Here is a 25,743-nt window from a genome sequence, read left to right as displayed (position 1 = left end):
CGCCCTGACCGACTCCTGGACCATGACCCGCAGGGAACTCGCCCACTGGGCGCGGCAGCCCGTGCCCGTCGCGGTCGGCCTGCTGTTCCCCGTGATGCTGCTGCTGATGTTCGGCTACCTCGTCGGCGGCGGCCGGGGCGTCGGCGGCGCCTACCTCGACTACCTCATGCCGGGGATGCTGGCGCTCACCATGGCCTTCGGTCTCGAGGGCACGATGATCGCCGTCACCCGGGACCTCGACAAGGGCGTCATCGACCGCTTCCGGTCCATGCCGATGACCAACGGGGCGGTGCTGGTGGGCCGTTCGGTCGCCGACATGCTCCAGTCGACGCTCGGCGTGCTCGTCCTCACGGCGGTCGGCCTCGCCCTCGGCTGGCGCCCGGCCGGCGGCCCGGCGGGCTTCCTCGGCGCCCTCGGACTGCTGCTGCTGTTCCGGTTCGCCATGCTGTGGATCGGCATCCACCTCGCCCTCGTCGCCGGAAAGCCGGAGATGGTGCAGGCGGTGCAGATCCTCGTCTGGCCGGTGGGCTTCCTGTCCAACGCCATCGCGGCACCCGCGTCCATGCCCGGCTGGCTGGCCACGGTCGTCGAGTGGAATCCGCTGTCCCGGACGGCGACCGCGGTCCGCGACCTGTTCGCCGGCACCGGCACCGACCACGTCCCCGCGGCCGTCCTCTGGCCCCTCGCGCTCCTCGCCGTCTTCTTCCCCCTCGCGGTACGCCGCTTCGCCCGGCTGAGCCGCTGACCGCGCCGAAAGGCCCTAGTGGTGGAACCCGGTGGCCGCCCCCTTGTCCTGGGTCAGGGGGTGCGGCTGCCGGCGCAGGTCCACCAGGGAGCGGCGCAGATCGTCCACGAACAGGTCCGCCAGGTCCTCCGAGAAGCCGTTGCGGCACACCACCCGCAGCACGGACAGGTCCTCGCGGTTCGGCGGGAACGTGTACGCCGGCACCAGCCAGCCCGCCTCCCGCAGCCGCCGGGACACGTCGAACACGTCGAACCGGGTCACGTCCGGCGCCGTCGTGAAGGTGAACACCGGCAACTCGTCGCCCCGGGTCAGCAGCCGGAAGTCGTCCAGCTTGTCCACGGCGCCGGCGACCCGGCCCGCCACGTCCCGCGCCGTCTGCTGCACCGCCCGGTAGCCGTCCCGGCCCAGCCGCAGGAACGAGTAGTACTGCGCCACCACCTGGGCGCCCGGCCGCGAGAAGTTCAGCGCGAACGTCGGCATGTCGCCGCCCAGGTAGTTCACCCGGAACACCAGCTCCTCCGGCAGTGCCTCCTTGTTCCGCCACAGCGCCCAGCCGACGCCCGGGTACACCAGCCCGTACTTGTGCCCCGAGGTGTTGATCGAGGCGACCCTCGGCAGCCGGAAGTCCCACACCAGGTCCGTGTCGAGGAAGGGCGCCACCATGGCGCCGGACGCGCCGTCCACGTGCACCGGGACGTCCAGGCCCGTCCGCTCCTGGAGGGCGTCCAGCGCGGCGCACAGGTCCGCGATCGGCTCGTAGGACCCGTCGAAGGTGGAGCCCAGGATGCCGACGACCCCGATGGTGTTCTCGTCGCACAGCTCGGCCGCCGCCTGCGGATCGAGGTGGAAGCGCTCGCCCTCCATCGGGACCATCCGGGCCTCCACCTCCCAGAAGTTGCAGAACTTCTCCCAGCACACCTGGACGTTGATGCCCATGACCAGGTTGGGGCGGGCCTCCCGGGACGGGTACCGGTCGGCGTTGCGGCTCGTCCAGCGCCGCTTCAGCGCCAGTCCCGCGAGCATGCACGCCTCGCTGGAACCCGTCGTGGAGCAGCCCACGGCCGTCGACGGATCGGGCGCGTTCCACAGATCGGCGAGCATCGCCACGCACCGCCGCTCCAGTTCGGCGGTGCGCGGGTACTCGTCCTTGTCGATCATGTTCTTGTCCCGGCACTCCGCCATCAGCACCCCCGCCTGGGACTCCATCCAGGTGGTGACGAAGGTGGCGAGGTTCAACCGTGAGTTGCCGTCCAGCATCAGCTCGTCGTGCACCAGTTGGTACGCCGTGGACGGCGACATGGGGGCGTCCGGGAGGCGATGGGTGGGCGGGGCCTCGACCATGCCGGCGACCGGGTTCGCCTCGCCGTAGAAGGGATTGACGGCCAGCCTGCGCCCGCCGTCCCGTACGTCCGGTGATTCGCTGTTCCCGCGGTGCAGTGCCATATCTCGACGGTAGGCCCGGGCCTGGGGGCTTGCACCTCACGCGGCGTGAGGGCGCACCGTGGAGCACGTACCGGGAAGGGAGCGGAAGTGGGCTACTCCGTGGGACAGGTCGCCGGGTTCGCCGGAGTGACGGTGCGCACCCTGCACCACTACGACGACATCGGCCTGCTCGTGCCCAGCGAGCGCAGCCACGCGGGCCACCGGCGCTACAGCGACGCCGACCTCGACCGGCTGCAGCAGATCCTGTTCTACCGCGAGCTCGGCTTCCCCCTCGACGAGGTCGCCGCCCTGCTCGACGACCCGGACGCGGACCCCCGCGAACACCTGCGCCGGCAGCACGAGCTGCTGACCGCCCGGATCGAGAAGCTGCAGAAGATGGCGGCGGCAGTGGAACACGCCATGGAGGCACGCACGATGGGAATCAACCTCACGCCCGAGGAGCGCTTCGAGGTCTTCGGCGAGAACGACCCGGAGCAGTACGCCGAGGAGACCCAGCGGCGCTGGGGCGGCACCGAGGCGTACGCCGAGTCGCAGCGCCGCGCCGCGACCTACACCAAGGAGGACTGGAAGCGGATCCAGGCGGAGGCGGCCGAGTGGAGCGAGCGCTACATCGCCCTGATGGACGCCGGCGAGCCCGCCACCGGGCAGGCCGCCATGGACCTGGCCGAGGAGCACCGCCGGCACATCGGCGCCTGGTACTACGAGTGCGGCCACCCGATGCACCGGTGCCTCGCCGAGATGTACGTCTCCGACGCACGCTTCACCGCGTTCTACGACACCATGCGGCCCGGCTTCGCCCGGCACCTGCACGACGCCATTCTCGCCAACGCGGACCGGCACTCCGCCTGAGGTCCTGGCCCGGGCCCGCTACTCCTCCCGGGCCAGGACCACCGCGGTCCCGTAGGCACACACCTCGGTGCCCACGTCGGCCGCCTCCGTCACGTCGAAGCGGAAGGCCAGCACCCCGTTGGCGCCCCGCGCGCGTGCCTGCTCCACGAGGCGCTCCATGGCCTGGCGGCGGGTCTCCACCAACGTCTTGGTGAGGCCCTTCAGCTCCCCGCCGACCAGCGACTTCAGCCCGGCGCCGATCTGGCTTCCGACGTGCCGGGAGCGCACGGTCAGTCCGAAGACCTCTCCGACGACCTCCGTCACGCGGTGCCCGGGAACGTCGTTCGTGGTCACGACAAGAACGTCGGGGCGCGGCCCCTGCCCGCCGCCGTAGTCTTCGATGCCCATGCCCCACAGCTTGGTCGCCGGGGTGGCACAGTGCATCCTGAACGGGTCCATGGAACCCGGGACACCGGTTGCGCGTTGATATTTTTGACCCGCTCGTGACCGATGCCCGCCCCTTCCCCCCAGGAGCCACAATCCCGTGACCACGCTTGCGCTCGGCCCCGAGTGGCTCAGCCCGGACTACCTCATCGAGACCTTCAGCCTCCCCGGCATCCTGCTGATCGTCTTCGCGGAGTCCGGCCTCTTCGCGTTCCTGCCCGGGGACTCCCTGCTGTTCACGGCGGGTCTGTTCGTCGCCGAAGGGCACTACATCAGCCAGCCCCTGTGGCTGGTCTGCACGCTGATCGTGCTGGCCGCCGTCATCGGCGACCAGGTCGGCTACATGATCGGCAAGTTCTTCGGCCCGAGGCTCTTCAGCCGCCCCAACTCCAAGCTCTTCAAACAGGAGAACCTGGAGAAGGCACACGAGTTCATGGAGAAGTACGGCCCCAAGGCCATCGTGCTGGCGCGCTTCGTGCCGATCGTGCGGACCTTCGCCCCCATCGTGGCGGGCGCCGGCCGTATGAAGTACCGCACCTTCCTCACGTACAACGTCATCGGCGGCGTCGCCTGGGGCACCGGTGTCACCCTCGCGGGCTACTGGCTCGGCCAGATCCCGTTCATCAAGAAAAACGTCGAGGCGATCCTGGTCCTGATCGTCTTCGTCTCCGTGGTCCCGATCCTCATCGAGTACCTGCGCGAGCGCGGCAAGAAGAAGCGCGCCGCCGCCCAGGCCCCGGCGGCCCAGGACGGGCAGTACGCACAGCAGCACCAGCAGTACCAGCCGATGGACGACGCGACGACGCAGCTGCGCCGCATCCCGTCCCACGACCAGCCCCAGCAGCCGTACGGCGGCCAGACCGGGCACCGGCCGTACGGCTACGGGCAGCAGCAGGACCAGGGCGGACAGCCGGACCACGGTCGGCAGCAGAGCTACGACGACCAGGGCCACGACCAGCGGTCCCACGGCCGGCAGCACCCGCAGCAGCAGCCCCAGCAGCCGTACGCCCAGCAGTACCCGCAGGGCTACGGCCGGCAGAACCAGCAGTACCCGCCGGACCAGGGCTACTGAGGCCACCGACCGGCCCGCTCGCCACGGACGCCCTCCTCGGAGGGCGTCCGTCGCCGTTTCAGAAGCCGCGCGTCCGCTTGGCGGAGCGGCGCTTCTCCGGCGAGCTGATCCGCAGGAAGAGCCGGGAGACCTCGGACCCGAGGTTCACACCGATCGCGATGGCCATGGCCAGCGAGGCCGCCGTGGCCAGCGAGACCAGCCCCGCGTCCACCTTGTTCTGCGCGATCGACAGCAGCCCGAAGTACGTGGCCGAACCGGGCAGCAGCGGCCCGATCGCGGCCGTCGTGTACGGCAGCGCGGACGCGAAGCGGTAGCGGGCCATCAGCTGCCCGAACAGACCGACCAGGCCGGCGGCGACCGCCGTCGAGGCGACCGGCGACAGCTCGCCCGCGTAGCGCATCGCCCCGTACACCACCCAGGCGACACCCCCGTTGAGGGTCACGGCGAGCACGGTGGACCGCTCCTGCTGGAGCAGCACCGCGAAGGTCAGCGACAGCAGCATCGACGCGGCGATCTGCCAGTACGGCCGCTCGGAGACGAGCAGCGCCGCGTCCGGGTTGAGTTTGGCGCCCAGGTTCACCCCGAAGTACAGGATCACCAGTACGCCGATCACGATGCCGACGAAGAAGTACATGACCTCCAGCAACCGCGCCGCCGCGGTGATGTAGAAGCCGGTCAGCCCGTCCTGCACGCCCGCCACCAGCGCCCGCCCGGGCAGCAGCGCGAACAGCCCACCGGTGATGACCGCGGACGCCTTCACGTCGGCATGCGTCAGCGTCAGCGCGACCCCGACCGCGGCCGGCGGCATCGCCGCGACCGTGAACTGGTAGAACTCCGGCAGCCCCCGCCCCGCGGCCAGCCACGCCAGCCGGTCGCCGAGCATCGCGCCGACGGCCGCCGCGACGAACACCAGCAGTCCGCCGCCGACCAGCACGGACGCCGCGCCCGCGAGCAGCCCGCTGGCCGTCGTCAGGACCCAGGTCGGGTACGGGTGCCGGTTGCGCCGGATCTCCGCGAGCCGCCGGTAGGCCTCCTCCAGGGAGAGGTGGCTCTCGGGGTCGCTGAGGTCGTCGACCAGCTGGTACACGGCCGCGAGCCGCGTGTAGTCGGTGCCGCGCCGGCGCACCGTGCGCGACGCCGACACCGGGTCGTCCACCAGTGACGGCTGGTACGAGATCGACAGCAGGGTGAAGGTCACGCTCGGCTCGCAGCGGTCGAGGCCGTAGGACCGGCAGACCGCGAACATCGCGGCCTCCACGTCCTCGGCGCCCTCGCCGCCCGCCAGCAGCAGCTCACCGATACGCAGGGTCAGGTCGAGCACGCGCGGGACGGCCGGACCCTCCTCCTCCGTCTTCGGTGTCCGCTCCGGCGCCGGCCGCTCGGCCACCGGCATCCGCAGCATCGTGCGCATCCGGTCCTGCCAGGGCACGTCCTTGGTCAGGCTGACCCGCGGGATGCCCCCCGGCGGCGTGAACCCGGGGAGGGTGTCCTCGGCGGCGTACCCTCGCGGCGTGCTGAAGGCCGAGCCCTCCCGCTCCTGGGGAGGCGGCTGCGGGGCGTCGAGACCCTTGGGGAGCGCGAACTCCGACGTGGTCTCCGACTCGCTGTCCCCCATCTCCACCCCGGCGGGCGGCGTGAACGCCATCCTCGCCTCGTCCGACTGCGGCTTGCGGTCCTCCGCGTCCGTCACCTACCAGCTCTCCTTGAACGACACCTTCCGCCGTATTCAGTATGCGCATACGCACAGACACACGGACGGGCCGCACGCCAGGCGTGCGGCCCGTCCGTGGAACGGCAGGGGGACGGCTCAGTGGCCGCCCTGGTCCTCGAAGCGCTTGTAGGAACGCTCGATCTCGGCCTCGGCCTCGGTACGGCCCACCCAGTCGGCTCCCTCGACGGACTTGCCCGGCTCCAGGTCCTTGTAGACCTCGAAGAAGTGCTGGATCTCCAGGCGGTCGAACTCCGACACGTGGTGGATGTCGCGCAGGTGCTCCACGCGCGGGTCGGTGGCCGGGACACACAGCAGCTTGTCGTCGCCGCCGGCCTCGTCCGTCATCCGGAACATGCCGATCGCGCGGCACTTGATGAGGCAGCCCGGGAAGGTCGGCTCGTCCAGGATGACGAGTGCGTCCAGCGGGTCGCCGTCCTCGCCGAGGGTGTTCTCGACGAAGCCGTAGTCGGTCGGGTAGGCGGTCGAAGTGAAGAGTCGACGGTCCAGGCGGATACGACCGGTCTCGTGGTCCACCTCGTACTTGTTCCGCGAACCCTTCGGAATCTCGATCGTGACGTCGAACTCCACCGGTGGCTCCTCCATGATCAACACATAGTTCTGGTGATTAAGTGTCCCTCACGCAGGTGTGTGATCGCGAAAGGGGCTGGTGGTCGTGCCAGAGCTGAGACCTTGGCGAGCCGCGAGACCGCGGGTGACGCGGCTCGCGAACGCCGTGGGACCGCGACTGACGCGGGCCGCGGACGCCCTGCGGCCACGTCTCGCACGCGCCACGAGGCCGAAGACCTGGCAGTACACCGCCGGCGCCGCCACCGCCGGACTGGCGCTGGCCGCCACGGTGGTGACCGCCGCGGGCCCCTGGGACTCCACCGGTCAGCGTACGGCCGAGCGGGACCGGGCGGCCGCCCAGGAGCGCACGGGTGGCACAGATCACGGCCGGGACGCCGACCCCTCCGGCGCGAGGGGCAGGGGCCCGCGCCCCGCGCCCAGCGCGGGCGCCGTGCTCACCGCCCTGGGCGCCGCCACCGGCCACGCCGGGTCCGTCCCCGACGGCAAGGCACTCGCCACCGTCCTCGGTCCCCTCCTCGACGCCCCGGAGCTCGGCCGCCGCACCGGCGCCGCCGTCGTGGACGTGGCCACCGGCCGGCGTCTCTACGGCGACGGCGCCTCCGAGGCCCTCACCCCCGCCTCCACCACCAAGATCGCCACCGCCGTCGCCGCCCTCACCGCGATGGGCCCCGACCACCGCCTCACCACCCGCACCGCCCTCGAACCCGACACGAAGGAACTGGTGCTCGTCGGCGGCGGCGACCCCACCCTCACCGCCCGCGAGAAGACCGGCGGCTGGGCCGGGCTGCGCGACCTCGCCGCGAAGACCGCCGACGCCCTGAAGAAGCGCGGCCTGCGCAAGGTCACGCTCTCCTACGACACGACGCTCTACGCCGGCTCCGAACGGCACCCGATCGGCAAGAACCCGAACCTCGCCCCCGTCAGCGCCCTGATGGCCGACGAGGGCCGCCTGAACGACTCGGGCAGCGGCACCGCGGACCGCACCGACGACCCCGCCGGGGACGCGGCGGAACGCTTCGCCGACCTCCTCGCCGACCACGGTGTGCGCACCAGCGCGCCCGGCCCCTCCAAGGCCACCAACCGCGCCGAGTCCCTCGCCCAGGTCACCTCGCCCCCGCTCACCGCCCTGGTCGAACGCATGCTGACCAACAGCGACAACGACATCGCCGAGGCCCTGGCCCGCCACACCGCCCTCGCGAGCGGCGAACGTCCCGACTTCGCGGGCGCCGGCAAGGCCATCGAGGCCCGGCTCGGCAAGCTCGGACTGCCCGTCTCCGGCGTCACGTTCAAGGACGGCAGCGGCCTCGACCGGCGCGACGCCCTCACCGCCGACCTCCTCACCGCCCTGCTCGCCCACGCAGCCGACCCCGCCCGCCCCGAACTGCGCCCAGCCCTCACCGGCCTGCCCGTCGCGGGCTTCACGGGCACCCTCACCAGCCGCTACACCGATGGCGCCGCGGGCGTCGTCCGCGCCAAGACCGGCACCCTCACCGGCGTCAACGCCCTGGCCGGAACCGTCGTCGACCAGGACGGACGCCTGCTCGCCTTCGCGTTCCTCGCCTCCGACACCAGTGACCGGGACGCGGCCCAGACCGCCCTCGACCGGGCCGCCACGGCCCTCGCCGCCTGCGGGTGCCGGTGACCGTCCCGTGGGCACCGTCCCGCGGGACGCCCGCTCTCACGCCCTGCCCCGACCGGGAACGCTCACGTACGGTTGACGCATGACGAGCATCGGTGGTGCTGCTTCTTCTCAGATGGTCGACTGGAACCTCGCGGTGGCGACTGCGACCCGGTTCGTGCGGCCGGGCCCCGAGGTGAGCCGCGACGAGGCCAGGGCCGTCGTCGCGGAACTGCGCCGGCACGCGAAGTCCTCCGAGGAACACGTCCGCGGGTTCACCCGCATGGGCACCGAGGAGGTCCACGACACCCCGGTCCTGGTGGTCGACCGGCCCGGCTGGATCCGGGCCAACGTCGCCGGGTTCCGCGAGATCCTCAAGCCCCTGCTGGAGAAGATGCAGGAGCGCCGCGGCACCGGCGCTGGCCAGGCGGTCCTCGGCGCCGTCGGCGGCAAGGTCACCGGCGTCGAGCTCGGGATGCTGCTGTCGTTCCTGGCCTCCCGCGTCCTCGGGCAGTACGAGACGTTCGCCCCGGCCACCCGTGACCTCCCCGCCGGGGGCAACGGCGGCGGCCGGCTGCTGCTCGTCGCCCCCAACATCGTCCACGTCGAACGCGAACTCGACGTCGACCCGCACGACTTCCGTCTGTGGGTGTGCCTCCACGAGGAGACCCACCGCACCCAGTTCAGCGCCGTCCCCTGGCTGCGGGACCATCTCGAGGGCGAAATCCAGTCTTTCCTCGGCGAGACCGACGTCGACCCGATGACCATCCTGGAACGTGTCCGCGAGGCCGCCCAGTCCCTCGTCGGCGGCCGGCCCGAGGCCGAGGAGGACGACGGCGGACGCTCCTTCGTCGAACTCGTCCAGACCCCCGGCCAGCGGGAGGTCCTCGGCCGCCTCACCGCCGTGATGTCCCTCCTGGAGGGTCACGCCGACTTCGTCATGGACGGCGTCGGCCCCGCCGTCGTCCCGTCCGTCGCCGAGATCCGCGAGAAGTTCCAGCAGCGCCGCGCCAAGGGCGCCTCCCGGCTCGACACGGCCCTGCGCAAGCTGCTCGGCCTGGACGCCAAGCTCCGCCAGTACCGCGACGGCGAGCGCTTCGTCCGCGCCGTCGTCGACCAGGTCGGCGTGGACGGCTTCAACCGCGTCTGGACGTCCCCGAACACCCTCCCCACCAAGGCGGAGATCGCCGCACCGGCGGACTGGATCGCCCGCGTGCACCGCAAGGCCGACGGATGACACCCCCGGCTCGCCGCGCATCTCATACGACGGCCGTGAACAGAAATCGGCCGACGGCAGGCGAACGCCTCTCCAATCACCCGTCCGAGGGACCGTGAGCCATGGGTAGGCGTGCAATGCTCGGGGAACGGCCCGCTTCTGTCACCATCTACACACTCTGAGTGACCGAACTCGGCCACATCCCCGGACAACTTCATGAAGGGAACCGGACATGGGTCCCCATCCTGCGGTCGCGGCGATACGCCTGGCGGTTCGCCGCGTACTCCACGACCTCCTCACCGAACACGACCGAACCACCGACGTCCCCACCCCCGGCAGCCGCGCCCCCCGGCCGCAGGCACCGGCCGTGACGCCGGTCGCCGCCGCGCGGGTCGCCCACGACACCGCGCGTGACACGGCGTACGACCTCCCCGGCCCGGCCCAGCGTGCGCCCCGGCGCGCCACCCCGCACGAGCGAACCCCCTCCCCGCTCGTCCTCGTGGCCTGCTCCGGCGGCGCCGACTCCATGGCCCTCGCCTCCGCCCTCGCCTTCGAGGCCCCCAAACTCGGCATCCGCGCCGGTGGCATCACCGTCGACCACGGTCTGCAGCCCGGCTCCGACCTGCGCGCCGAGGAAGTCGCCCTGCGCCTGCGCGAACTCGGCCTCGACCCGGTCGAGTCGATCGCCGTCACCGTCGGCCGCGGCGGTGGGCCCGAAGCCGCCGCCCGCGACGCCCGCTACGCCGCCCTCGACGACGCGGCCGAACGCCACGGCGCCGCCGCCGTCCTGCTCGGCCACACCCGCGACGACCAGGCCGAGACCGTCCTGCTCGGCCTCGCCCGCGGCTCCGGCATCCGCTCCCTGTCCGGGATGGCCGCGGTCTCGGGGGCCGGCGGCCGTTACCGCCGCCCCTTCCTCGGCCTCGACCGGCAGACCGCCCGCAAGGCCTGCATGGTCCAGGCCCTGCCCGTCTGGGACGACCCCCACAACTCGGACCCCGCCTACACCCGCTCCCGGCTGCGCCAGGAGGGCCTGCCCGCCCTGGAGAAGGCGCTCGGCAAAGGTGTCGTCGAAGCCCTCGCCCGCACCGCCCAGCTCTCCCGCGACGACGCCGACGCCCTCGACGCCTGGGCCGGCCAGGCCGAGACCGCCGTCCGTGACGCCGCCGGACTCCTCGACTGCGCCAAGCTCTACACGCTGCCGCCCGCGGTGCGCCGCCGGATCCTGCGCCGGGCCGCCATCGAGGCGGGCGCACCCGCCGGCTCGCTCTTCGCCCGGCACGTCGAGGAAGTCGACCGCCTGATCACCGGCTGGCGCGGCCAGGGGGCCATCAACCTCCCCGGCAAAGTCGTCGCCCGCCGCCAGGGTGGCAGACTGGTGATTCGGCAAGGCTGAAAAAAAACGACCCCACAGGGAGATACCGGGCCTCCGGACCCGGAAGGCCCCGGACTCCCGCGGGGGACGTCAGCCGTAGGGCCGTGAGCCGTGCAGAAGCGGGACGACCGACCGAAAGTGATGCGGGTGGACGCGAAAGACATGGGTGCCGACCTCAAGAAGGTGCTCATCACCAAGGAAGAGATCGACGCGAAGCTGGCAGAGCTGGCCGCGAAGATCGACGCTGAGTACGCGGGCAAGGACCTGCTCATCGTCGGTGTGCTCAAGGGCGCGGTGATGGTCATGGCCGACCTCGCCAGGGCGCTGTCCACCCCCGTCACCATGGACTGGATGGCCGTCTCCTCGTACGGCGCCGGCACCCAGTCCTCCGGGGTCGTGCGGATCCTCAAGGACCTCGACACCGACATCAAGGGCCGGCACGTCCTGATCGTCGAGGACATCATCGACTCCGGCCTGACCCTGTCGTGGCTGCTGTCCAACCTCGGCTCCCGCGAGCCCGCGAGCCTCAAGGTGTGCACGCTGCTGCGCAAGCCCGACGCGGCCAAGGTGGCCATCGACGTCGAGTGGGTCGGCTTCGACATCCCCAACGAGTTCGTCGTGGGCTACGGCCTCGACTACGCCGAGAAGTACCGCAACCTCCCGTTCGTCGGTACCCTCGCGCCCCACGTCTACGGCGGCTGACCCCGCCCCGTAGGAAGATCGGGAACCCCGGCGGGCATCGCGCCGTTGGAGCAAGCAGACGGGCTTGACGGCCGTCCCGTGCGGCTACGGGCGTCGAAGCTGGGGTACCGTCAGAAGAACTGTCTTATCAAACTCACTATGGCAGGAGGGACGGGGCGGCACCGCTCCGTATGGATGGACGTGAAGCGATACTTCCGTGGGCCGGTCATGTGGATCGTGCTGGCCGTCCTTGCCGTGGTCGTGTTGATGCAGGTCGTCGGCTCGTCCGGCGGCTACAAGACGGTGGACACCGGCCAGGTCGTCCAGGCGATCAATGAGAACAAGGTCGAGTCGGCCAAGATCACCACTGGCGACGAGCAGAACATCAAGGTCCAGCTCAAAGACGGTGTGAAGGTCGAGGGATCCACCAAGATCCAGGCCAGCTACATCGGCGACCAGGGCGTGGGCATCGCCAACACCCTGCAGAACAAGTACCAGCAGAAGCAGATCCCCGACGGCTACACGGTTTCGCCCTCCAAGCAGAACCCGTTCGTCGGCATCCTGCTGTCCCTGCTTCCCTTCGTCCTCATCGTCGTCGTCTTCCTGTTCCTGATGAATCAGATGCAGGGCGGCGGCTCCCGGGTCATGAACTTCGGGAAGTCGAAGGCGAAGCTCATCACCAAGGACACCCCGAAGACGACGTTCTCCGACGTCGCCGGCTCGGACGAGGCCGTCGAGGAGCTCCAGGAGATCAAGGAGTTCCTCCAGGAGCCCGCCAAGTTCCAGGCCGTCGGCGCGAAGATCCCCAAGGGCGTCCTGCTCTACGGCCCTCCCGGCACCGGTAAGACGCTCCTCGCGCGCGCCGTCGCCGGCGAGGCGGGCGTGCCCTTCTACTCGATCTCCGGTTCCGACTTCGTCGAGATGTTCGTCGGTGTCGGTGCCTCCCGGGTCCGTGACCTGTTCGAGCAGGCCAAGGCGAACGCCCCGGCGATCGTCTTCGTCGACGAGATCGACGCGGTCGGCCGCCACCGCGGCGCCGGCCTCGGCGGCGGGCACGACGAGCGCGAGCAGACGCTGAACCAGCTGCTCGTCGAGATGGACGGCTTCGACGTCAAGGGCGGTGTGATCCTCATCGCCGCCACGAACCGTCCCGACATCCTCGACCCGGCCCTCCTGCGCCCGGGCCGGTTCGACCGGCAGATCGCCGTCGACCGCCCCGACATGCAGGGCCGTCTGGAGATCCTGAAGGTCCACCAGAAGGGCAAGCCGGTCGCCCCGGACGTCGACCTGTCGGCGGTCGCCCGCCGTACGCCGGGCTTCACCGGTGCCGACCTGAGCAACGTCCTCAACGAGGCCGCCCTGCTCACGGCCCGCTCCGACAAGAAGCTCATCGACAACCACATGCTGGACGAGGCCATCGACCGCGTCGTGGCGGGCCCGCAGAAGCGGACCCGGATCATGTCGGACAAGGAGAAGAAGATCACCGCGTACCACGAGGGCGGACACGCCCTGGTCGCGGCGGCTTCCCCGAACTCCGACCCGGTCCACAAGATCACGATCCTGTCGAGAGGCCGTGCCCTCGGCTACACGATGGTGCTCCCGGACGAGGACAAGTACTCGACCACCCGCAACGAGATGCTGGACCAGCTGGCCTACATGCTGGGCGGCCGCGCGGCCGAGGAACTCGTCTTCCACGACCCGACCACGGGCGCCGCGAACGACATCGAGAAGGCCACGGCCACGGCTCGCGCGATGGTCACGCAGTACGGCATGACCGAGCGTCTCGGCGCCATCAAGTTCGGCGGCGACAACACCGAGCCGTTCCTCGGACGTGAGATGGCTCACCAGCGCGACTACTCGGAAGAGGTCGCCGCCCTGGTGGACGAGGAGGTCAAGAAGCTCATCGAGAACGCGCACAACGAAGCCTGGGAAATCCTGGTGGAGAACCGCGACGTCCTCGACAACCTCGTCCTGGCCCTGCTGGAGAAGGAGACGCTGGGCAAGGCGGAGATCGCCGAGATCTTCGCCCCCATCGTCAAGCGGCCGCCGCGGCCCGCCTGGACCGGTTCCTCGCGCCGTACGCCGTCGACCCGCCCGCCGGTGCTCTCCCCGAAGGAGCTCGCACTGACGAACGGCGCCAACGGCACGACCCCGGCGATCAGCACCGCCAAGTCGACGGTGACGGACCCCGCCCCGGCGACCGAGCCGGCCCCCGAGGAGCGCCCCGAGAGCTGACGCTCCCACCCGGTCGGTGACCGGGACCGGAATGGATGCCGTGCCCCCCAGGGTTCTAGCCTGGGGGGCGCGGCATTTCCGTATGACCGCAGTTCAGACGCGTGACCCATACGCGCCACCCGCGAAGGAACGAGGCAGCAGATGACCGACCCGGTGACGCTGGACGGCGAAGGCCGCATAGGCGAGTTCGACGAGAAGCGCGCCGAGGCCGCCATACGGGAGCTGCTGTTCGCGGTGGGCGAGGACCCGGACCGCGAGGGCCTGAAGGAGACGCCGGCGCGGGTGGCGCGGGCGTACCGGGAGCTGCTGGCAGGGCTGCGTCAGGATGCCGAGGACGTGCTGACGACGACCTTCGACCTCGGTCACGACGAGATGGTGCTCGTGAAGGACATCGAGATCGTCAGCCTCTGTGAGCACCACATGCTGCCGTTCCACGGCGTGGCGCACGTGGGCTACATCCCGGCGGAGAGCGGCAAGATCACCGGTCTGTCGAAGCTCGCCCGGCTGGTCGAGGTGTTCGCCCGACGGCTGCAGGTGCAGGAACGTCTCACCACGCAGATCGCCGACTCCCTGATGCGGATCCTGGAGGCCCGGGGCGTGATCGTGGTCATCGAGGCGGAGCACATGTGCATGTCGGTGCGGGGCATCCGCAAGCCCGGCGCCAAGACCACGACGTCGGCGGTGCGCGGTCAGCTCCGCGACGCCACGACCCGCGCCGAGGCGATGAGCCTCATCCTGGCCCGCTGAGCCGGCGCTAGGTGGTCGGGGCCGCCCCCGTGCCGTTGTGGTCGTCTTCGTCCTCCGGGAGCTTGCAGACGCGCTCCAGGAACAGGGCGGCCGCTACGACGCCGACGGCGGCCACGACCGAGAAGCCGGCGTAGATGGCCTGGTCGCGGCGGGCGGGGATGTCCAGGAGCTCCAGCAGGAAGACGCCCGTGCCGCCGTACATGCCGGCGACCAGGGCGGCCACCAGGGCGCTGGCCTGGCCGAAGACGACGGCGCGGGCCGCCATCAGGGGGTCGACGCCCTTGGCCTCGGGGTCACGCTCGCGCTGCGCCTTGAGGCGGGAGCGGATGGACAGCGCCGTGGACAGCAGGATCACGGCGATGATCGCCAGCACGATGGGGGCGGCCAGGGGGACGCTGGGCAGGGTCCCCACCGAGTTCCACAGGCGGGCGCCCGCCCAGGACAGGACTCCGGCCACTACGAACACGCCGACCAGCATCCTGATGCGCAGCTCTCTCACGGTGTCCCTTCAGCTCCCCCCGGGGCCCCACGGAGTGTGGGCCGGCTCTTGACCTTAACGACTACTCGGGCAGCCGGAGTTCCAGGTCCTGGCGGGGGACGACGCCGCGGCGGGTGAGGGTGCCGAGCAGGTCGGCGACCGCGCCGTGGCCGGGCAGCAGGGCCTCCGGGTCCAGGTCGAGCCAGGGCGCGAGGACGAAGGCCCGCTCGTGGGCGCGCGGGTGGGGGAGGGTGAGCACCGGGTCGTCGGAGACGACGTCGGCGTAGGCGACGATGTCGACGTCGAGGGTGCGGGCGCCCCAGCGTTCGTCCCGGACGCGGTGGAAGGCCTCCTCGACGGCGTGGGCCCGCTCCAGCAGCGAGGACGGCGGCAGGGTGGTCTTCAGGACCACGACCGCGTTGAAGTACGACGGCTGGCTGCCGGGCTCGACGCCCCAGGGCTCCGTCTCGTAGACGGGGGAGACGCCCTTGACGCGCAGACCCGGTGTGTCCGCCAGGGCGTCCACGGCGCCCTGCAGGGTCTCCAGGCGGTTGCCGAGGTTGGACCCGAGGGAGATCACGGCCCGTTTCGGGTTGTGGAGGGTGGTGTCGGCGGCGTCGACCCTGTCGACGACGGAGGCGGGTACCGGCTGGACGGTCGGGTCGCTGGGGCCCTTGATGAACGGTGCGGTCATACTCGGCTCCGGGTGATGGTGACGGTCACGTCGTCGAAGGGCACGGTGATCGGCGCGTCCGGCTTGTGGACGGTGACCTCGACCTCCCGGACGCCTTCGTGCTTCAGACAGGCCTGGGCGACGCGCTCGGCGAGCGTCTCGATGAGGTTGACCGGTTCGCCCTGGACGACGCCCACGACCTCCTCCGCCACGACGCCGTAGTGCACGGTCTTCGCCAGGTCGTCGTCGGCGGCGGCGGGCCGGGTGTCCAGGCCGAGGACGAGGTCCACGACGAAGGTCTGGCCCTCCCTGCGTTCCTCGGGGAACACACCGTGGTACCCGCGGGCCCTCAGGCCGCGCAGCGCGACACGATCCACGCGAATCACTCCTGCAGTCGTCGGTGACGGCCGGTCGGTGCCGTGTGCGGGCGGCACACCGGCCTCGACCGAATCTACCCGCGGGCACCGACAGGGCCGGGCCGCGGGGGCGCGGCCCGATCCGCCACCCCAGAAGGCACGACGCGTGTGTCCTCTGGGATCGCGGCGGCTCACGGGTCGGTAGCCGCCCCTACCCGCGGCCGCGTGATTCCAACCACCTCTTGCTCCCTGTGGCCCGCGTTCCCACTCAGCCGGGGGGCTCGTCGCCCTCTTCCGGGTCGGTCTCGGCGAGGACGGGGGAGGCGTGGTGGGTCCACATCTTCCAGCCGTCGGGTGTGCGCCGATACACGTTCGTGGCGACGACGAGCTGTCCGACGAGGGGCCCGAGCTCGTCGTCGTGCCCCTCGGGGGCGGGGCCGCCGCTGAGGATGTTCTCGGTGCAGGTGACGATCGCGGTGTCACCGGTGACGGAGGTGTGCACGTCAGTCAGGAAGAACTGGATGTAGTCGGTGTTCGCCATGATCAGCGCGTACGACCGCAGGACCTCGCCCCGGCCGGTGAGCACGGGCCAGCCGGGGTGCACGCAGGACACCACGCCGACGTCGGCCGGGTCGTGGTAGCTCTCGTCGACGCCCAGGTCGGACGGGGTGAGCCAGAGCGAGGACAGCGTCTCGAAGTCGCCGCGCTCCAGCGCCTCGTAGAAGGCGGTGTTGACGGCCTCCACCTGCTCGACGTCGGTGTGCGGGGCGCTCACCGGGCTCCTTCGCGTCCCGCTGCGCCACCGCGCGCCTCCTCGATGGCGTGCACGACGCGTACGGCGTCGGCGGTGGCGCGCACCTCGTGGACGCGTACGGCCCAGGCGCCGGCGTGCGCGGCGAGCGCCGAGACGGCGGCGGTCGCGGCGTCGCGTTCACGGGCGGGCGGCGGCTCGCCCTCCGGGCCCGCGAGGACGCGGCCGAGGAACCGCTTGCGGGAGGCGGCGACCAGGACCGGGTGCCCGAGGGCGTGCAGCCGGTCGAGGTGGGCGAGCAGGACGAGGTCGTGCTCGGCGTCCTTGGAGAAGCCCAGGCCGGGGTCGACGACGACGCGGTCGGGGGCGATGCCGCCGGCCAGGACGGCGTCCACGCGCGCGTGGAGCTCGTCGACGACCTCGGTGACGACGTCGGCGTACACACCCCTGACGTTCCCGCCCTGGAGGAAGCCGCGCCAGTGCATGACGACGAAGGGGGCTCCCGCGGCGGCGACGGCCGGGATCATCGCGGGGTCGGCCTGGCCGCCGCTGACGTCGTTGACGAGGGCGGCGCCGGCGGCGAGGGCCCGCTCGGCGACGGAGGCGCGCATGGTGTCGACGGAGATCGTGACGCCCTCCGCGGCGAGGCCGCGGACGACGGGTATGACCCGGCGCAGCTCCTCGTCCTCGTCGACCCGGGTGGCGCCGGGGCGGGTGGACTCGCCGCCGACGTCGACGAGGTCGGCGCCCTGCTCGACCAGCGCGAGGCCGTGCTTGACGGCGGACGTGGTGTCGAACCAGCGGCCGCCGTCGGAGAAGGAGTCGGGGGTGACGTTGACGACTCCCATGACCGCGCACCGGCCCCACTGCGGAAGGCCCGCGACCCGCCCGCGTCCGCTCTGCTTGCTCATACGTTCAGCGTAGGCCCAAGCCGGGGCGGTGACGTGCCGCGGCCCGGTCCCGCCCTGGTCGGGGCCTCAGGCGGCCCGGACGTCCCCTTCCGTGACGCGGTGCGGGCAGGGGCGCGGGGCTGCGCCGCGGCGGCGCAGGAAGCGCGGCAGGGCCAGGTTGACGAAGCCCTCGGCCTGCATGGCGGCGATGCCGAGGCGGGGGAGGTCGGCGGAGGCGCGGTAGACGACGAAGCGGGGCTCCCAGCGGGGCTGGAACTTGGCGTTGAACTTGTACAGGGACTCGATCTGGAACCAGCGCGAGAGGAAGACGAGCAGGCCGCGCCAGGCCCGCAGGACGGGTCCCGCGCCGATCTTCTCGCCGCGGGCGAGGGCCGAGCGGAACATGGCGAAGTTGAGCGACACGCGCGCGATGCCGAACCTGGGGGCGGCCTGGAGGGCGGCCACGATCAGCAGTTCGTTCATGCCGGGGTCGGCGGAGCGGTCACGGCGCATCAGGTCCAGGGAGACTCCGTCGGTGCCCCAGGGCACGAAGTGCAGTATGGCCTTGAGGTCGCCGTAGGGGCCGGGCTCCGCGTCGCTCTTGTGGGCGGTGGCGATGAGGCAGTCGCCGTCGGCGGGGTCGCCGACGCGGCCGAGGGCCATGGAGAAGCCGCGCTCGGTGTCGGTGCCGCGCCAGTCCTCGGCGGCGCGCCGTACGCGCTCCAGTTCGGTGTCGCCGAGGTCACGGACGCGGCGTACCCGGGTCTCGTAACCGGCGCGCTCGATGCGCTTGACCATCTGGCGCACGTTGCGCATCGCGCGGCCGGTGAGCGAGAAATCCGGGACGTCCACCACCGCCTCGTCGCCCAGCTCCAGGGCGTCGAGCCCGGTCTCGCGGGTCCAGACCTCGGCGCCGGTCTCGGAGCAGCCCATGACGGCCGGGGTCCAGGAGTGGGCCTTGGCCTCGTCCATGAAGCGCTCGATGGCGCCGGGCCACGCCTCGACATCGCCGATGGGGTCGCCGCTGGCGAGCATGACGCCGGAGACGACGCGGTAGGTCACCGCGGCCTTGCCGCTGGGGGAGAAGACGACGGCCTTGTCGCGCCGCAGGCTGAAGTGGCCGAGGGAGTCCCGGCCGCCGTGCCGGGCGAGCAGGGCGCGCAGGCGTGCCTCGTCGTCCTCGGTGAGGTGCGCGGCCGGGTGTTCGGGCCGGAAGGCGAGGTAGATGGTGGTGACGGCGGTGATCCAGCCGAGGGCGCCGAGGGAGAAGGCGACGGTCCAGGAGGTGCTGCCCCGGTAGTCGACGGGGCCCTCGAAGCCGGCCATGCCGTACAGGACGTGGCTGATGCGGTCGGCCAGGCTCGGGTCACCGAGGAGCGTGCCCGGGTGGGCGCTGACGATGACGAGTCCGAGGGCGAGCGAGCCGGCGCCCATGAGGATCAGGTTGGCCAGGGCCCGCCAGCGGCTGCGCGGGTCGGGCAGGGCCACGAACTGGTCGCGGTGGCGCAGCAGGGTGACGAGGAGCCAGACGGAGATGAGGACGCCGATGACGGAGTGGCGGTAGGTGAACTGGGCCACCGCTCCGGCGGGCAGCAGGACGACGGCCGCGCGCCACGCCCGCCGCTTGCCGCGCCTGAGCCCGTGGGCGAGCAGCAGCAGGAGCACACCGGCGCTGAGCGACAGCGCGGCCGCGAACGGGCCGAAGGCGCCGGGCAGCACCTCGGCGAGGGCGTGCATCCGGCTGTGCCGGAAGCGCGGGAAGACGCCCGCGGCGACGTTCAGCAGGCCGACCAGGGCGCAGGCCCGTCCGACCAGGAGGGGGGCGGACTCGGGGCGCGGGCCCAGCAGAAGCGGCCGCAGCCGGTCCGACAGATGCCGTATCCGGCTCGCCCGTTGCGGAACCCCGCCCGACATTTCCACATCTGTCCTGACAGACATCGCATCCCATGAGTTCTGCGAGAGATTTGGATCCGGTGCCGATTCGGGCATCCGGCGACATTGCGCCCTCTAGGACGGTGTCGTGGGGGAAGAGGTTCACTCGGCTCCCCTAAACCGTTTTCAAAGGCCAAGGAAAGCGCGGACGGGTAACCATCGATGGGTCTCACGAGCGACAAGGTGCTGGCGCTGGCGGTCCTGACGGCCGTGGGGCTGTTCGCCGGCACGGTGTGGCTGTGGCCACGGCTGGCACGGCGGAGCGTCCGGGCCGTGGCGGGGCGGGTCGGGCTGCTGCCGGGTACGCAGGTGGCGCTGTTCACCTCGGTCGGCCTCACCGCGAACCAGGCCTTCGGGTTCTACGCCGACTGGGCCGACCTGTTCGGGCAGGAGAAGCGCATGGGGGTTGTGGTCGACCACACCCCGCCGGGCGGTCCGCTGCGCGTCGTGGAGACGCGGCGGGTGCCGGGGTCGGCGAGCGGGGACCCGGCGGTGAGCGGACAGGTCCAGAAGGTCGAGATCGTGGGCCGTACGACCCGTATCGCCACGTCCGCGTACGTCTATCTGCCACCGGAGTATTTCCATCCGGGATTTCGCACCCGGGCGTTTCCCGCGGCCGTCGTCCTGACCGGCTATCCGGGGACGGCCCGGGCGCTGGTGGACAAGCTCGACTATCCGCGGACGGCGGCGCGGCTCGCCGATCAGGGCCGTATGCCTCCGATGGTGCTGGTGATGATGCGCCCGACCGTGGCGCCGCCCCGGGACACGGAATGCGTGGACATCCCCGGCGGGCCGCAGACCGAGAGCTTCTTCGCCGAGGATCTGCCCGATGCCGTCGGCGGCCACTACCGGGTGGGCGGACAGCCCGGCGGCTGGGGGGTGATCGGTGATTCCACCGGCGGGTACTGCGCGTTGAAGCTCGCCCTGCACCACCCCGCGGTGTTCGGCGCGGGGGCCGGGCTCTCCGCCTACTACAAGGCGCCCGTCGACGCGACGACCGGTGACCTCTTCCATGGCGACCGGGCCCTGCGCGACCGCGCCGACCTGCGGTGGTGCCTGGAGCACCTGCCCGCCCCGGACACCTCGCTCCTCGTCAGCAGCAGCAAGGCCGGCGAATCGAACTACAAGGACACCCTGAAGTTCATCGAGCGAGTGAAAGCGACGAAGCGGACGCGGATCTCCTCGATCATCCTCGAAAGCGGCGGGCACAACTTCAACACCTGGCGGCGCGAGATTCCGGCGACGCTGGAGTGGATGGGCGAGCGGCTGGGCACCCCGGGAAGGGCCGAAGCGCCGCTCCGATCTTGATTCCTGGTCAATTCGGCGGTGAATGTGATTCCTGATGCCGTGTGAACGGCGCGGGATGGCCGTGTTTTTACGGGGCGGGGCTCCAAGAATCGCCTACGCGCGGTAAGTTTCTGGCCATGCCACGTGGACGTCACCGTCATTCCCCGCCCCTGCACAGGGTGCTGCCCCCGTCGGCGATCGCAGGCGTGTCCGTCGTCTGGGCACTGGCGCCCTGGGTGTTCACCGAACCCGTCGTGCTGCGCGGCCTGGCCGCGGCCGCCGCGGTCACCGCGGTCGTCGGCGCGGTCGTCATGCGCCGCTGGGACGCCCAGGCGGGCAAACAGGTCGCCGACCTCACGCGCGCGCGGGCGAGCGACGAGTGGCGGCACGAGGAACGCGTCGCCGAACTGGAGACCGACCTCGACGAGTCCCGCGAACTGCGCCAGAAGCTGGAGCAGCGACTGCGCGCCAAGCGGGCCGAGCTCGCGAAGCTGCGCAACGAGCACGCGGCCCTGCTGCGCCGCTACGCCACCGCGGAGACCGAGCGGGCGAGCGTCCTGGAGGAGCGCCGGGTCCTGGAGATAGAGGCGACCACGCCCGCGCGCGCTCTGCCGCCGGGCGCGGCCGCCGCCGCTGACGGGGCCGTGGCCGCCCCGGCCGGCGAGGACAGCGCCGCGGCCGAGGCACTGGCGGACGCTCAGGCGCTGGACCAGGCCGGAGCGGTGGAACCGGACGAGGCCGCGGCGGCCGAGGACACGGAGTCCGGCGAGGAGGCCCCGGCGGTCTTCTCCCCCGAGGGCTCCCGTCTGTTCCTGCGGGCCAAGGCGGCCCTGTCGCGGTTCGACGAGGACGACAAGGACGCGCGGGACGGCAAGGCCGAGGAGAGCGCGGACGGGGACGCGGAAGCCGCCGGGGAACCCGCGGACGACTCCGCCCCTCAGGACACCGACGCCCCTCAGGACACCGCCGCCGCCGAGGACGTCGCCGCCGCCGAGGACGCCGACGGGACGCCGGTCGGCGGCTCCCCGAAGGGTGAGCCCCCGCAGCACGTCCCGCCGCGGGGTCCCTCCGGCCGGAGGGCCGTGAAGGCCGGCGCGGGCGCGCCCGAGACGGCGCGCACCGCGGCTTCCGAGACGGAGCGCGCGCCGGAGGACGACCCGCAGGGGAAGTCCGCGGCGGCCGACGGGCACCAGCGCGCGGCCGCCACCACCCAGACCGGAGCGTCCGCCCCGGTCCAGCCCACGCTGCCGCCGGCCCGCCGGCCCTCGGGCCACTTCATAGAGCCGACCGCGGTGGCCGTCGTCCCCGCGACACCCGTGCGGCGTCCCGCGGTCGAGGGCGGCTTCGACTTCTTCGGCACCCAGAAGGAGACCGGGCCCGCCGCGCTGGAGTCCGTGCAGAACGAGGACCTGGCCGACGTGGTCGGCGAGGAGGCCCTCGCCCTGCACAAGGCCGAGGCGGAGGCGGAGTTCAAGCCCGCCGACGAGCGGTCCCGCGGCATCGGCCAGGTCATCGACCTGACGGCCCACGACGAGACCGAGCACATCGACCTCCAGGGACTGCGCAGCGCGGTCTCCTGACCCGTGCGAGGGGGGCGCCGGGGACGACGGTCTCCGGCGCCCCCCTCGTGCTTGTCACACCATCCAGCGGTCCGGCCGTGCGTCCCGGCGCCCCGTGCGGGACCGCTCGGCCTGCGTCCGCAGCAGCTCCGCGGCCTCCCCGGCGTCCCTCAGCCGCGCGGTGACGGTCTTGCCGGCCCCGGTGTCCACGTGCACGTCGGCGACGTTCCAACGCCGCTCCCAGGGCCCCTGGGTGAGCCGTACGCTCTGCACCTTCGCGTGCGGGACGAGGGCCAGGCTGCGGCTCAGCAGACCCGAGCGGGCCGCGAACACCGCGTCCGTGACGGCCAGTCCGTGCCCGCGCCACCACAGCGGCGCACACCGGCCCGCCCGCCGGGGCGGACGCGCCGGCGCCTCCCGCGGCGGAACGGTCACCCCGGGCAGCACCCGGGCGACGACCGACTCGGCGATCTCGCGCGGGGCGACCGGCAGCAGCACCGAGTTGGACGAGCCCGCCACGTCCAGCTCCACCCGCACCCAGCCGCGCCGCCGCCACAGCAGCGGCTCCACCAGCCGTACGGTCTGCACCCGGCCCGGCGGCACCGTCTCGTGGGCGCGGTCGAGCAGGCCGTGGTCGAGGCGCAGCCCGTCCGGCGACTCGCCCACCGTCCAGTCGTACTCGGTGACGAACCGTCCGACGCTGGCCGCGCCGGCCGCACCGACCAGCGGGACCGCCGTGGCGAGGACCGTCCACGCGCTCTCCGTGACCAGCCACAGCACGGTCGGCACGACGAGCGCGGCGGCCAGCGAGCCCCAGGTCGCGCCGGTCAGGACGAGGGAGACGGCGAGGACGCGCGGCGGCACCCGCAGCAGCTCATGGGAGGGCGCCTCGCCCACCTCGTGGGCGGTCTCCGGCGCGAACCCGGCTGCGCGCGCGAGGAGTTCCGCACGCAGGGCGCGCGCCTCCTCCGCCCCGAGGAAGGCGAGTTCGTCCTTCTTGTCCGTGCCGACGACGTCCAGTTTCAGCTTGGCGACGCCCGCCACGCGCGCGAGGAGCGGCTGGGTGACGTCGATGGCCTGGACGCGTTCCAGCCGGATGTGCGCGGTGCGCCGGAACACCAGGCCCGTACGGATGCGCAGTTCGGTGTCGGTGACGGCGAAGTGCGTGTACCACCAGGTGAGAAAGCCGTACAGGGCGGCGGCCGGGACCAGCACGGCGAGCGCGATCAGCAGGGTCGTGGTCGTCAGCCGGGTCAGCTGGCGCTGCGCCTGGTCGGGGTCGTGCACCGCCCACCCGATGAGCACGGCGACGGGCGCCCACGCGCGCCTGAGCGGCGTCACGGGGTGCAGCCGGCGCTCCGGCACGGGCCGCGCCTCGCGCAGGGCGCCTTCGGCGCCCGGGGTCGTCACAGGCCCGCCGATCGGGCCTCGCCCAGCTCGGTGAGCCGGTCCCGCAGCCGCTCCGCCTCGGCCGGGTCGAGGCCGGGGATGGTGGCGTCGGTCGCGGCGGCGGCCGTGTGCAGCTGCACACTGGCCAGCCCGAAGTGACGTTCCACCGGCCCGGAGGTGACCTCCACCAGCTGCATGCGGCCGTACGGCACGACCGTCTCCTCGCGCCACAGCACGCCCCTGCTGATCAGCAGGTCGTCGGCGCGCTCGGCGTAGCGCCAGGAACGCCAGTTGCGTTCGAGCATCACCCAGCCCCACACCATGAGGGCCGGCGGCAGTGCGGCGAACGCCGCCCAGCCGGGCCCGGCGAGCCAGCCGAGCAGCCCGCCCAGTCCGGCCGTCAGCAGTCCCAGCCACACCACCAGCAGCAGCCGGCGCATCCGCAGCAGCCCCGGCGGCAGCGCGGTCCACACCGGTTCGTCCCCCGTGCGCGCCTCCGGCGTGATTCCCGTGTCCTTCGGGCTCCCCGTCTCCATGGGGCCAGCGTACGTAGGGGAGACTGGGTCCATGACTCCTACGACGGAGACCATGGTCGGTATCGGCGGCGCCGCGGAGAGCACCGACATGGTGCTCAACATCGGCCCCCAGCACCCCTCGACGCACGGTGTGCTGCGCCTCAAGCTCGTCCTGGACGGCGAGCGCATCGTGAGCGCCGAGCCGGTGATCGGCTATATGCACCGCGGCGCGGAGAAGCTCTTCGAGGCCCGCGACTACCGCCAGATCATCATGCTCGCCAACCGGCACGACTGGCTGTCGGCCTTCTCCAACGAGCTGGGCGTGGTCCTCGCCGTGGAGCGCATGCTCGGCATGGAGGTGCCGGAGCGCGCCGTGTGGACGCGGACGCTGCTGGCGGAGCTGAACCGCGTCCTCAACCACCTGATGTTCCTCGGGTCGTACCCGCTGGAGCTGGGCGGGATCACGCCGATCTTCTACGCCTTCACCGAGCGCGAGGAACTCCAGCACGTCATGGAGGAGGTCTCCGGCGGGCGCATGCACTACATGTTCAACCGGGTGGGCGGCCTCAAGGAAGACCTCCCGGCCGGCTGGGCCACGCGCGTGCGGGGCGCCGTCGCCGGCGTGCGCTCCCGCATGGACCGGTTCGACGACCTGGTCCTCGGCAACGAGATCTTCCGCGGGCGCACCCGGGGCGTGGGCGCCCTCTCACCGCAGGCCGTGCACGCGTACGGCGTCAGCGGGCCGATCGCGCGCGCCTCGGGCGTCGACTTCGACCTGCGCCGGGACGAGCCGTATCTGGCCTACGGCGAACTCGGTGACGTCCTGAAGGTGGTGACCCGGGAGGAGGGCGACTGCCTCGCCCGGTTCGAGTGCCTGCTGGAGCAGACGCACAACTCCCTCGACCTCGCGGACGCCTGCCTCGACCGGCTCGCGCAGCTGCCGCCGGGGCCGATCAACCAGCGGCTGCCCAAGGTGCTGAAGGCGCCCGAGGGGCACACGTACGCGTGGACCGAGAACCCCCTCGGCATCAACGGCTACTACCTCGTCAGCAAGGGCGAGAAGACGCCGTACCGGCTGAAGCTGCGCTCGGCCTCGTACAACAACATCCAGGCGCTCGTGGAGCTGCTGCCGGGGACGCTGGTCGCGGACATGGTGGCGATCCTGGGGTCGCTGTTCTTCGTGGTCGGGGACATCGACAAGTAGCCCTGG

The 25,743-nt window shown here is 71.9% G+C and carries 24 protein-coding genes; 12 read left to right on the top strand and 12 right to left on the bottom strand.

The window, feature by feature from the left end; all coding sequences use genetic code 11:
* Positions 1–22: 22 nt before the first annotated feature.
* Positions 23–745: an ABC transporter permease gene (locus tag ABZ899_RS14380; RefSeq protein WP_361345780.1), complete on the top strand. Its 723-nt coding sequence runs from the start codon at positions 23–25 to the stop codon at positions 743–745.
* 15 nt (positions 746–760) lie between these two features.
* Here ABZ899_RS14380 and ABZ899_RS14375 read toward each other — a convergent pair whose 3' ends face one another.
* Positions 761–2,188 (bottom strand): glutamate decarboxylase, encoded by a 1,428-nt coding sequence (locus ABZ899_RS14375; RefSeq protein WP_361345370.1) that lies wholly within the window; start codon positions 2,186–2,188, stop codon positions 761–763.
* Between the two features lie 87 nt (positions 2,189–2,275).
* On the opposite strand from ABZ899_RS14375, the gene ABZ899_RS14370 reads away from it, so the two are divergent.
* Entirely contained in the window at positions 2,276–3,037 is a 762-nt protein-coding gene (locus ABZ899_RS14370) for a MerR family transcriptional regulator (RefSeq protein ID WP_361345368.1), read from the top strand.
* Between the two features lie 18 nt (positions 3,038–3,055).
* On the opposite strand, the gene ABZ899_RS14365 is transcribed toward ABZ899_RS14370, so the two are convergent.
* Positions 3,056–3,424 (bottom strand): YbjQ family protein, encoded by a 369-nt coding sequence (locus tag ABZ899_RS14365; RefSeq protein WP_361345366.1) that lies wholly within the window; start codon positions 3,422–3,424, stop codon positions 3,056–3,058.
* Between the two features lie 136 nt (positions 3,425–3,560).
* Between ABZ899_RS14365 and ABZ899_RS14360 the strand changes: the two genes are divergently transcribed.
* Positions 3,561–4,532 carry a VTT domain-containing protein gene (locus tag ABZ899_RS14360; protein ID WP_361345364.1) on the top strand — a complete coding sequence of 324 codons (972 nt, stop codon included), beginning with the start codon at positions 3,561–3,563 and terminating at the stop codon, positions 4,530–4,532.
* A 58-nt stretch (positions 4,533–4,590) separates the two neighbouring features.
* On the opposite strand, the gene ABZ899_RS14355 is transcribed toward ABZ899_RS14360, so the two are convergent.
* Together ABZ899_RS14355 and ABZ899_RS14350 are read right to left on the bottom strand one after the other, a co-directional pair.
* Complete coding sequence (locus tag ABZ899_RS14355) at positions 4,591–6,222, bottom strand: threonine/serine exporter family protein (protein ID WP_361345362.1); 1,632 nt, start codon at positions 6,220–6,222, stop codon at positions 4,591–4,593.
* A gap of 117 nt (positions 6,223–6,339) precedes the next feature.
* On the bottom strand, positions 6,340–6,831 hold the full coding sequence (locus tag ABZ899_RS14350) for an inorganic diphosphatase (RefSeq protein WP_250402346.1): 492 nt from the start codon (positions 6,829–6,831) through the stop codon (positions 6,340–6,342).
* A gap of 79 nt (positions 6,832–6,910) precedes the next feature.
* Between ABZ899_RS14350 and dacB the strand changes: the two genes are divergently transcribed.
* From dacB to folE, 6 genes are all read left to right on the top strand, one after another.
* A complete protein-coding gene (dacB, locus tag ABZ899_RS14345) occupies positions 6,911–8,473 on the top strand; it encodes a D-alanyl-D-alanine carboxypeptidase/D-alanyl-D-alanine-endopeptidase (RefSeq protein ID WP_361345360.1) in 1,563 nt (520 codons plus the stop codon).
* 79 nt (positions 8,474–8,552) lie between these two features.
* Complete coding sequence (locus ABZ899_RS14340; RefSeq protein WP_361345359.1) at positions 8,553–9,686, top strand: zinc-dependent metalloprotease; 1,134 nt, start codon at positions 8,553–8,555, stop codon at positions 9,684–9,686.
* 211 nt (positions 9,687–9,897) lie between these two features.
* A complete protein-coding gene (gene tilS, locus ABZ899_RS14335) occupies positions 9,898–11,061 on the top strand; it encodes a tRNA lysidine(34) synthetase TilS (protein WP_361345357.1) in 1,164 nt (387 codons plus the stop codon).
* 120 nt (positions 11,062–11,181) lie between these two features.
* Positions 11,182–11,742, top strand: a complete 561-nt coding sequence (gene hpt / locus ABZ899_RS14330; protein WP_361345778.1) for a hypoxanthine phosphoribosyltransferase — start codon at positions 11,182–11,184, stop codon at positions 11,740–11,742.
* A 174-nt stretch (positions 11,743–11,916) separates the two neighbouring features.
* A complete protein-coding gene (gene ftsH, locus ABZ899_RS14325; RefSeq protein ID WP_361345776.1) occupies positions 11,917–13,956 on the top strand; it encodes an ATP-dependent zinc metalloprotease FtsH in 2,040 nt (679 codons plus the stop codon).
* A gap of 141 nt (positions 13,957–14,097) precedes the next feature.
* Positions 14,098–14,703 carry a GTP cyclohydrolase I FolE gene (gene folE / locus ABZ899_RS14320; RefSeq protein WP_361345355.1) on the top strand — a complete coding sequence of 202 codons (606 nt, stop codon included), beginning with the start codon at positions 14,098–14,100 and terminating at the stop codon, positions 14,701–14,703.
* 7 nt (positions 14,704–14,710) lie between these two features.
* Here the strand turns inward: folE and ABZ899_RS14315 are convergent, their stop codons facing one another.
* The 6 genes from ABZ899_RS14315 to ABZ899_RS14290 all read right to left on the bottom strand — a co-directional run bounded on the left by ABZ899_RS14315 (position 14,711) and on the right by ABZ899_RS14290 (position 19,765).
* Complete coding sequence (locus tag ABZ899_RS14315; RefSeq protein ID WP_361345353.1) at positions 14,711–15,202, bottom strand: DUF3180 domain-containing protein; 492 nt, start codon at positions 15,200–15,202, stop codon at positions 14,711–14,713.
* Between the two features lie 61 nt (positions 15,203–15,263).
* Positions 15,264–15,875: a 2-amino-4-hydroxy-6-hydroxymethyldihydropteridine diphosphokinase gene (gene folK / locus ABZ899_RS14310; RefSeq protein ID WP_361345351.1), complete on the bottom strand. Its 612-nt coding sequence runs from the start codon at positions 15,873–15,875 to the stop codon at positions 15,264–15,266.
* Positions 15,872–16,231 (bottom strand): dihydroneopterin aldolase, encoded by a 360-nt coding sequence (folB, locus tag ABZ899_RS14305; RefSeq protein ID WP_361345349.1) that lies wholly within the window; start codon positions 16,229–16,231, stop codon positions 15,872–15,874. The genes folK and folB overlap by 4 nt, the downstream gene beginning before the upstream one ends.
* Before the next feature lie 247 nt (positions 16,232–16,478).
* Complete coding sequence (locus tag ABZ899_RS14300; protein ID WP_361345347.1) at positions 16,479–16,985, bottom strand: nuclear transport factor 2 family protein; 507 nt, start codon at positions 16,983–16,985, stop codon at positions 16,479–16,481.
* Entirely contained in the window at positions 16,982–17,872 is an 891-nt protein-coding gene (folP, locus tag ABZ899_RS14295) for a dihydropteroate synthase (RefSeq protein WP_361345345.1), read from the bottom strand. The genes ABZ899_RS14300 and folP overlap by 4 nt, the downstream gene beginning before the upstream one ends.
* Positions 17,873–17,938: 66 nt before the next feature.
* Positions 17,939–19,765 carry a phosphatidylglycerol lysyltransferase domain-containing protein gene (locus ABZ899_RS14290; protein WP_361345343.1) on the bottom strand — a complete coding sequence of 609 codons (1,827 nt, stop codon included), beginning with the start codon at positions 19,763–19,765 and terminating at the stop codon, positions 17,939–17,941.
* Positions 19,766–19,945: 180 nt separating this feature from the next.
* Between ABZ899_RS14290 and ABZ899_RS14285 the strand changes: the two genes are divergently transcribed.
* Together ABZ899_RS14285 and ABZ899_RS14280 are read left to right on the top strand one after the other, a co-directional pair.
* Positions 19,946–21,091 carry an alpha/beta hydrolase-fold protein gene (locus ABZ899_RS14285; RefSeq protein ID WP_361345341.1) on the top strand — a complete coding sequence of 382 codons (1,146 nt, stop codon included), beginning with the start codon at positions 19,946–19,948 and terminating at the stop codon, positions 21,089–21,091.
* Between the two features lie 116 nt (positions 21,092–21,207).
* Entirely contained in the window at positions 21,208–22,650 is a 1,443-nt protein-coding gene (locus ABZ899_RS14280) for a hypothetical protein (protein WP_361345339.1), read from the top strand.
* 54 nt (positions 22,651–22,704) lie between these two features.
* On the opposite strand, the gene ABZ899_RS14275 is transcribed toward ABZ899_RS14280, so the two are convergent.
* Both ABZ899_RS14275 and ABZ899_RS14270 read right to left on the bottom strand, forming a co-directional pair.
* A complete protein-coding gene (locus ABZ899_RS14275; RefSeq protein WP_361345337.1) occupies positions 22,705–24,039 on the bottom strand; it encodes a PH domain-containing protein in 1,335 nt (444 codons plus the stop codon).
* Positions 24,036–24,554, bottom strand: coding sequence for a PH domain-containing protein (locus tag ABZ899_RS14270; RefSeq protein WP_361345335.1), 519 nt, complete (start codon positions 24,552–24,554; stop codon positions 24,036–24,038). The genes ABZ899_RS14275 and ABZ899_RS14270 overlap by 4 nt, the downstream gene beginning before the upstream one ends.
* 31 nt (positions 24,555–24,585) lie before the next feature.
* Here ABZ899_RS14270 and ABZ899_RS14265 point away from each other — a divergent pair, with 31 nt between their 5' ends.
* Positions 24,586–25,737 carry an NADH-quinone oxidoreductase subunit D gene (locus ABZ899_RS14265; protein WP_361345333.1) on the top strand — a complete coding sequence of 384 codons (1,152 nt, stop codon included), beginning with the start codon at positions 24,586–24,588 and terminating at the stop codon, positions 25,735–25,737.
* Positions 25,738–25,743: the final 6 nt, after the last annotated feature.

The sequence above is a fragment of the Streptomyces sp. NPDC046859 genome (assembly GCF_040645135.1).
Lineage (GTDB): Bacteria > Actinomycetota > Actinomycetes > Streptomycetales > Streptomycetaceae > Streptomyces.
The sequence above is the reverse complement of the archived record's forward strand: the minus strand, read 5'-3'. Positions and strand labels throughout refer to the sequence as shown.

What these genes read in the sequence shown, in the direction of transcription:
- ABZ899_RS14380 (WP_361345780.1), top strand. Translation starts at nt 23, where the DNA reads ATGACCCGCAGGGAACTCGCCCACTGGGCGCGGCAGCCCGTGCCCGTC.
- ABZ899_RS14280 (WP_361345339.1), top strand. Translation starts at nt 21,208, where the DNA reads ATGCCACGTGGACGTCACCGTCATTCCCCGCCCCTGCACAGGGTGCTG.
- ABZ899_RS14365 (WP_361345366.1), bottom strand. Translation starts at nt 3,424, where the DNA reads ATGGGCATCGAAGACTACGGCGGCGGGCAGGGGCCGCGCCCCGACGTT.
- folK (WP_361345351.1), bottom strand. Translation starts at nt 15,875, where the DNA reads ATGACCGCACCGTTCATCAAGGGCCCCAGCGACCCGACCGTCCAGCCG.
- ABZ899_RS14375 (WP_361345370.1), bottom strand. Translation starts at nt 2,188, where the DNA reads ATGGCACTGCACCGCGGGAACAGCGAATCACCGGACGTACGGGACGGC.
- ABZ899_RS14285 (WP_361345341.1), top strand. Translation starts at nt 19,946, where the DNA reads ATGGGTCTCACGAGCGACAAGGTGCTGGCGCTGGCGGTCCTGACGGCC.
- ftsH (WP_361345776.1), top strand. Translation starts at nt 11,917, where the DNA reads ATGGACGTGAAGCGATACTTCCGTGGGCCGGTCATGTGGATCGTGCTG.
- folP (WP_361345345.1), bottom strand. Translation starts at nt 17,872, where the DNA reads ATGAGCAAGCAGAGCGGACGCGGGCGGGTCGCGGGCCTTCCGCAGTGG.
- ABZ899_RS14340 (WP_361345359.1), top strand. Translation starts at nt 8,553, where the DNA reads ATGACGAGCATCGGTGGTGCTGCTTCTTCTCAGATGGTCGACTGGAAC.
- ABZ899_RS14270 (WP_361345335.1), bottom strand. Translation starts at nt 24,554, where the DNA reads ATGGAGACGGGGAGCCCGAAGGACACGGGAATCACGCCGGAGGCGCGC.
- folE (WP_361345355.1), top strand. Translation starts at nt 14,098, where the DNA reads ATGACCGACCCGGTGACGCTGGACGGCGAAGGCCGCATAGGCGAGTTC.
- ABZ899_RS14265 (WP_361345333.1), top strand. Translation starts at nt 24,586, where the DNA reads ATGACTCCTACGACGGAGACCATGGTCGGTATCGGCGGCGCCGCGGAG.
- hpt (WP_361345778.1), top strand. Translation starts at nt 11,182, where the DNA reads ATGCGGGTGGACGCGAAAGACATGGGTGCCGACCTCAAGAAGGTGCTC.
- tilS (WP_361345357.1), top strand. Translation starts at nt 9,898, where the DNA reads ATGGGTCCCCATCCTGCGGTCGCGGCGATACGCCTGGCGGTTCGCCGC.
- ABZ899_RS14290 (WP_361345343.1), bottom strand. Translation starts at nt 19,765, where the DNA reads ATGTCGGGCGGGGTTCCGCAACGGGCGAGCCGGATACGGCATCTGTCG.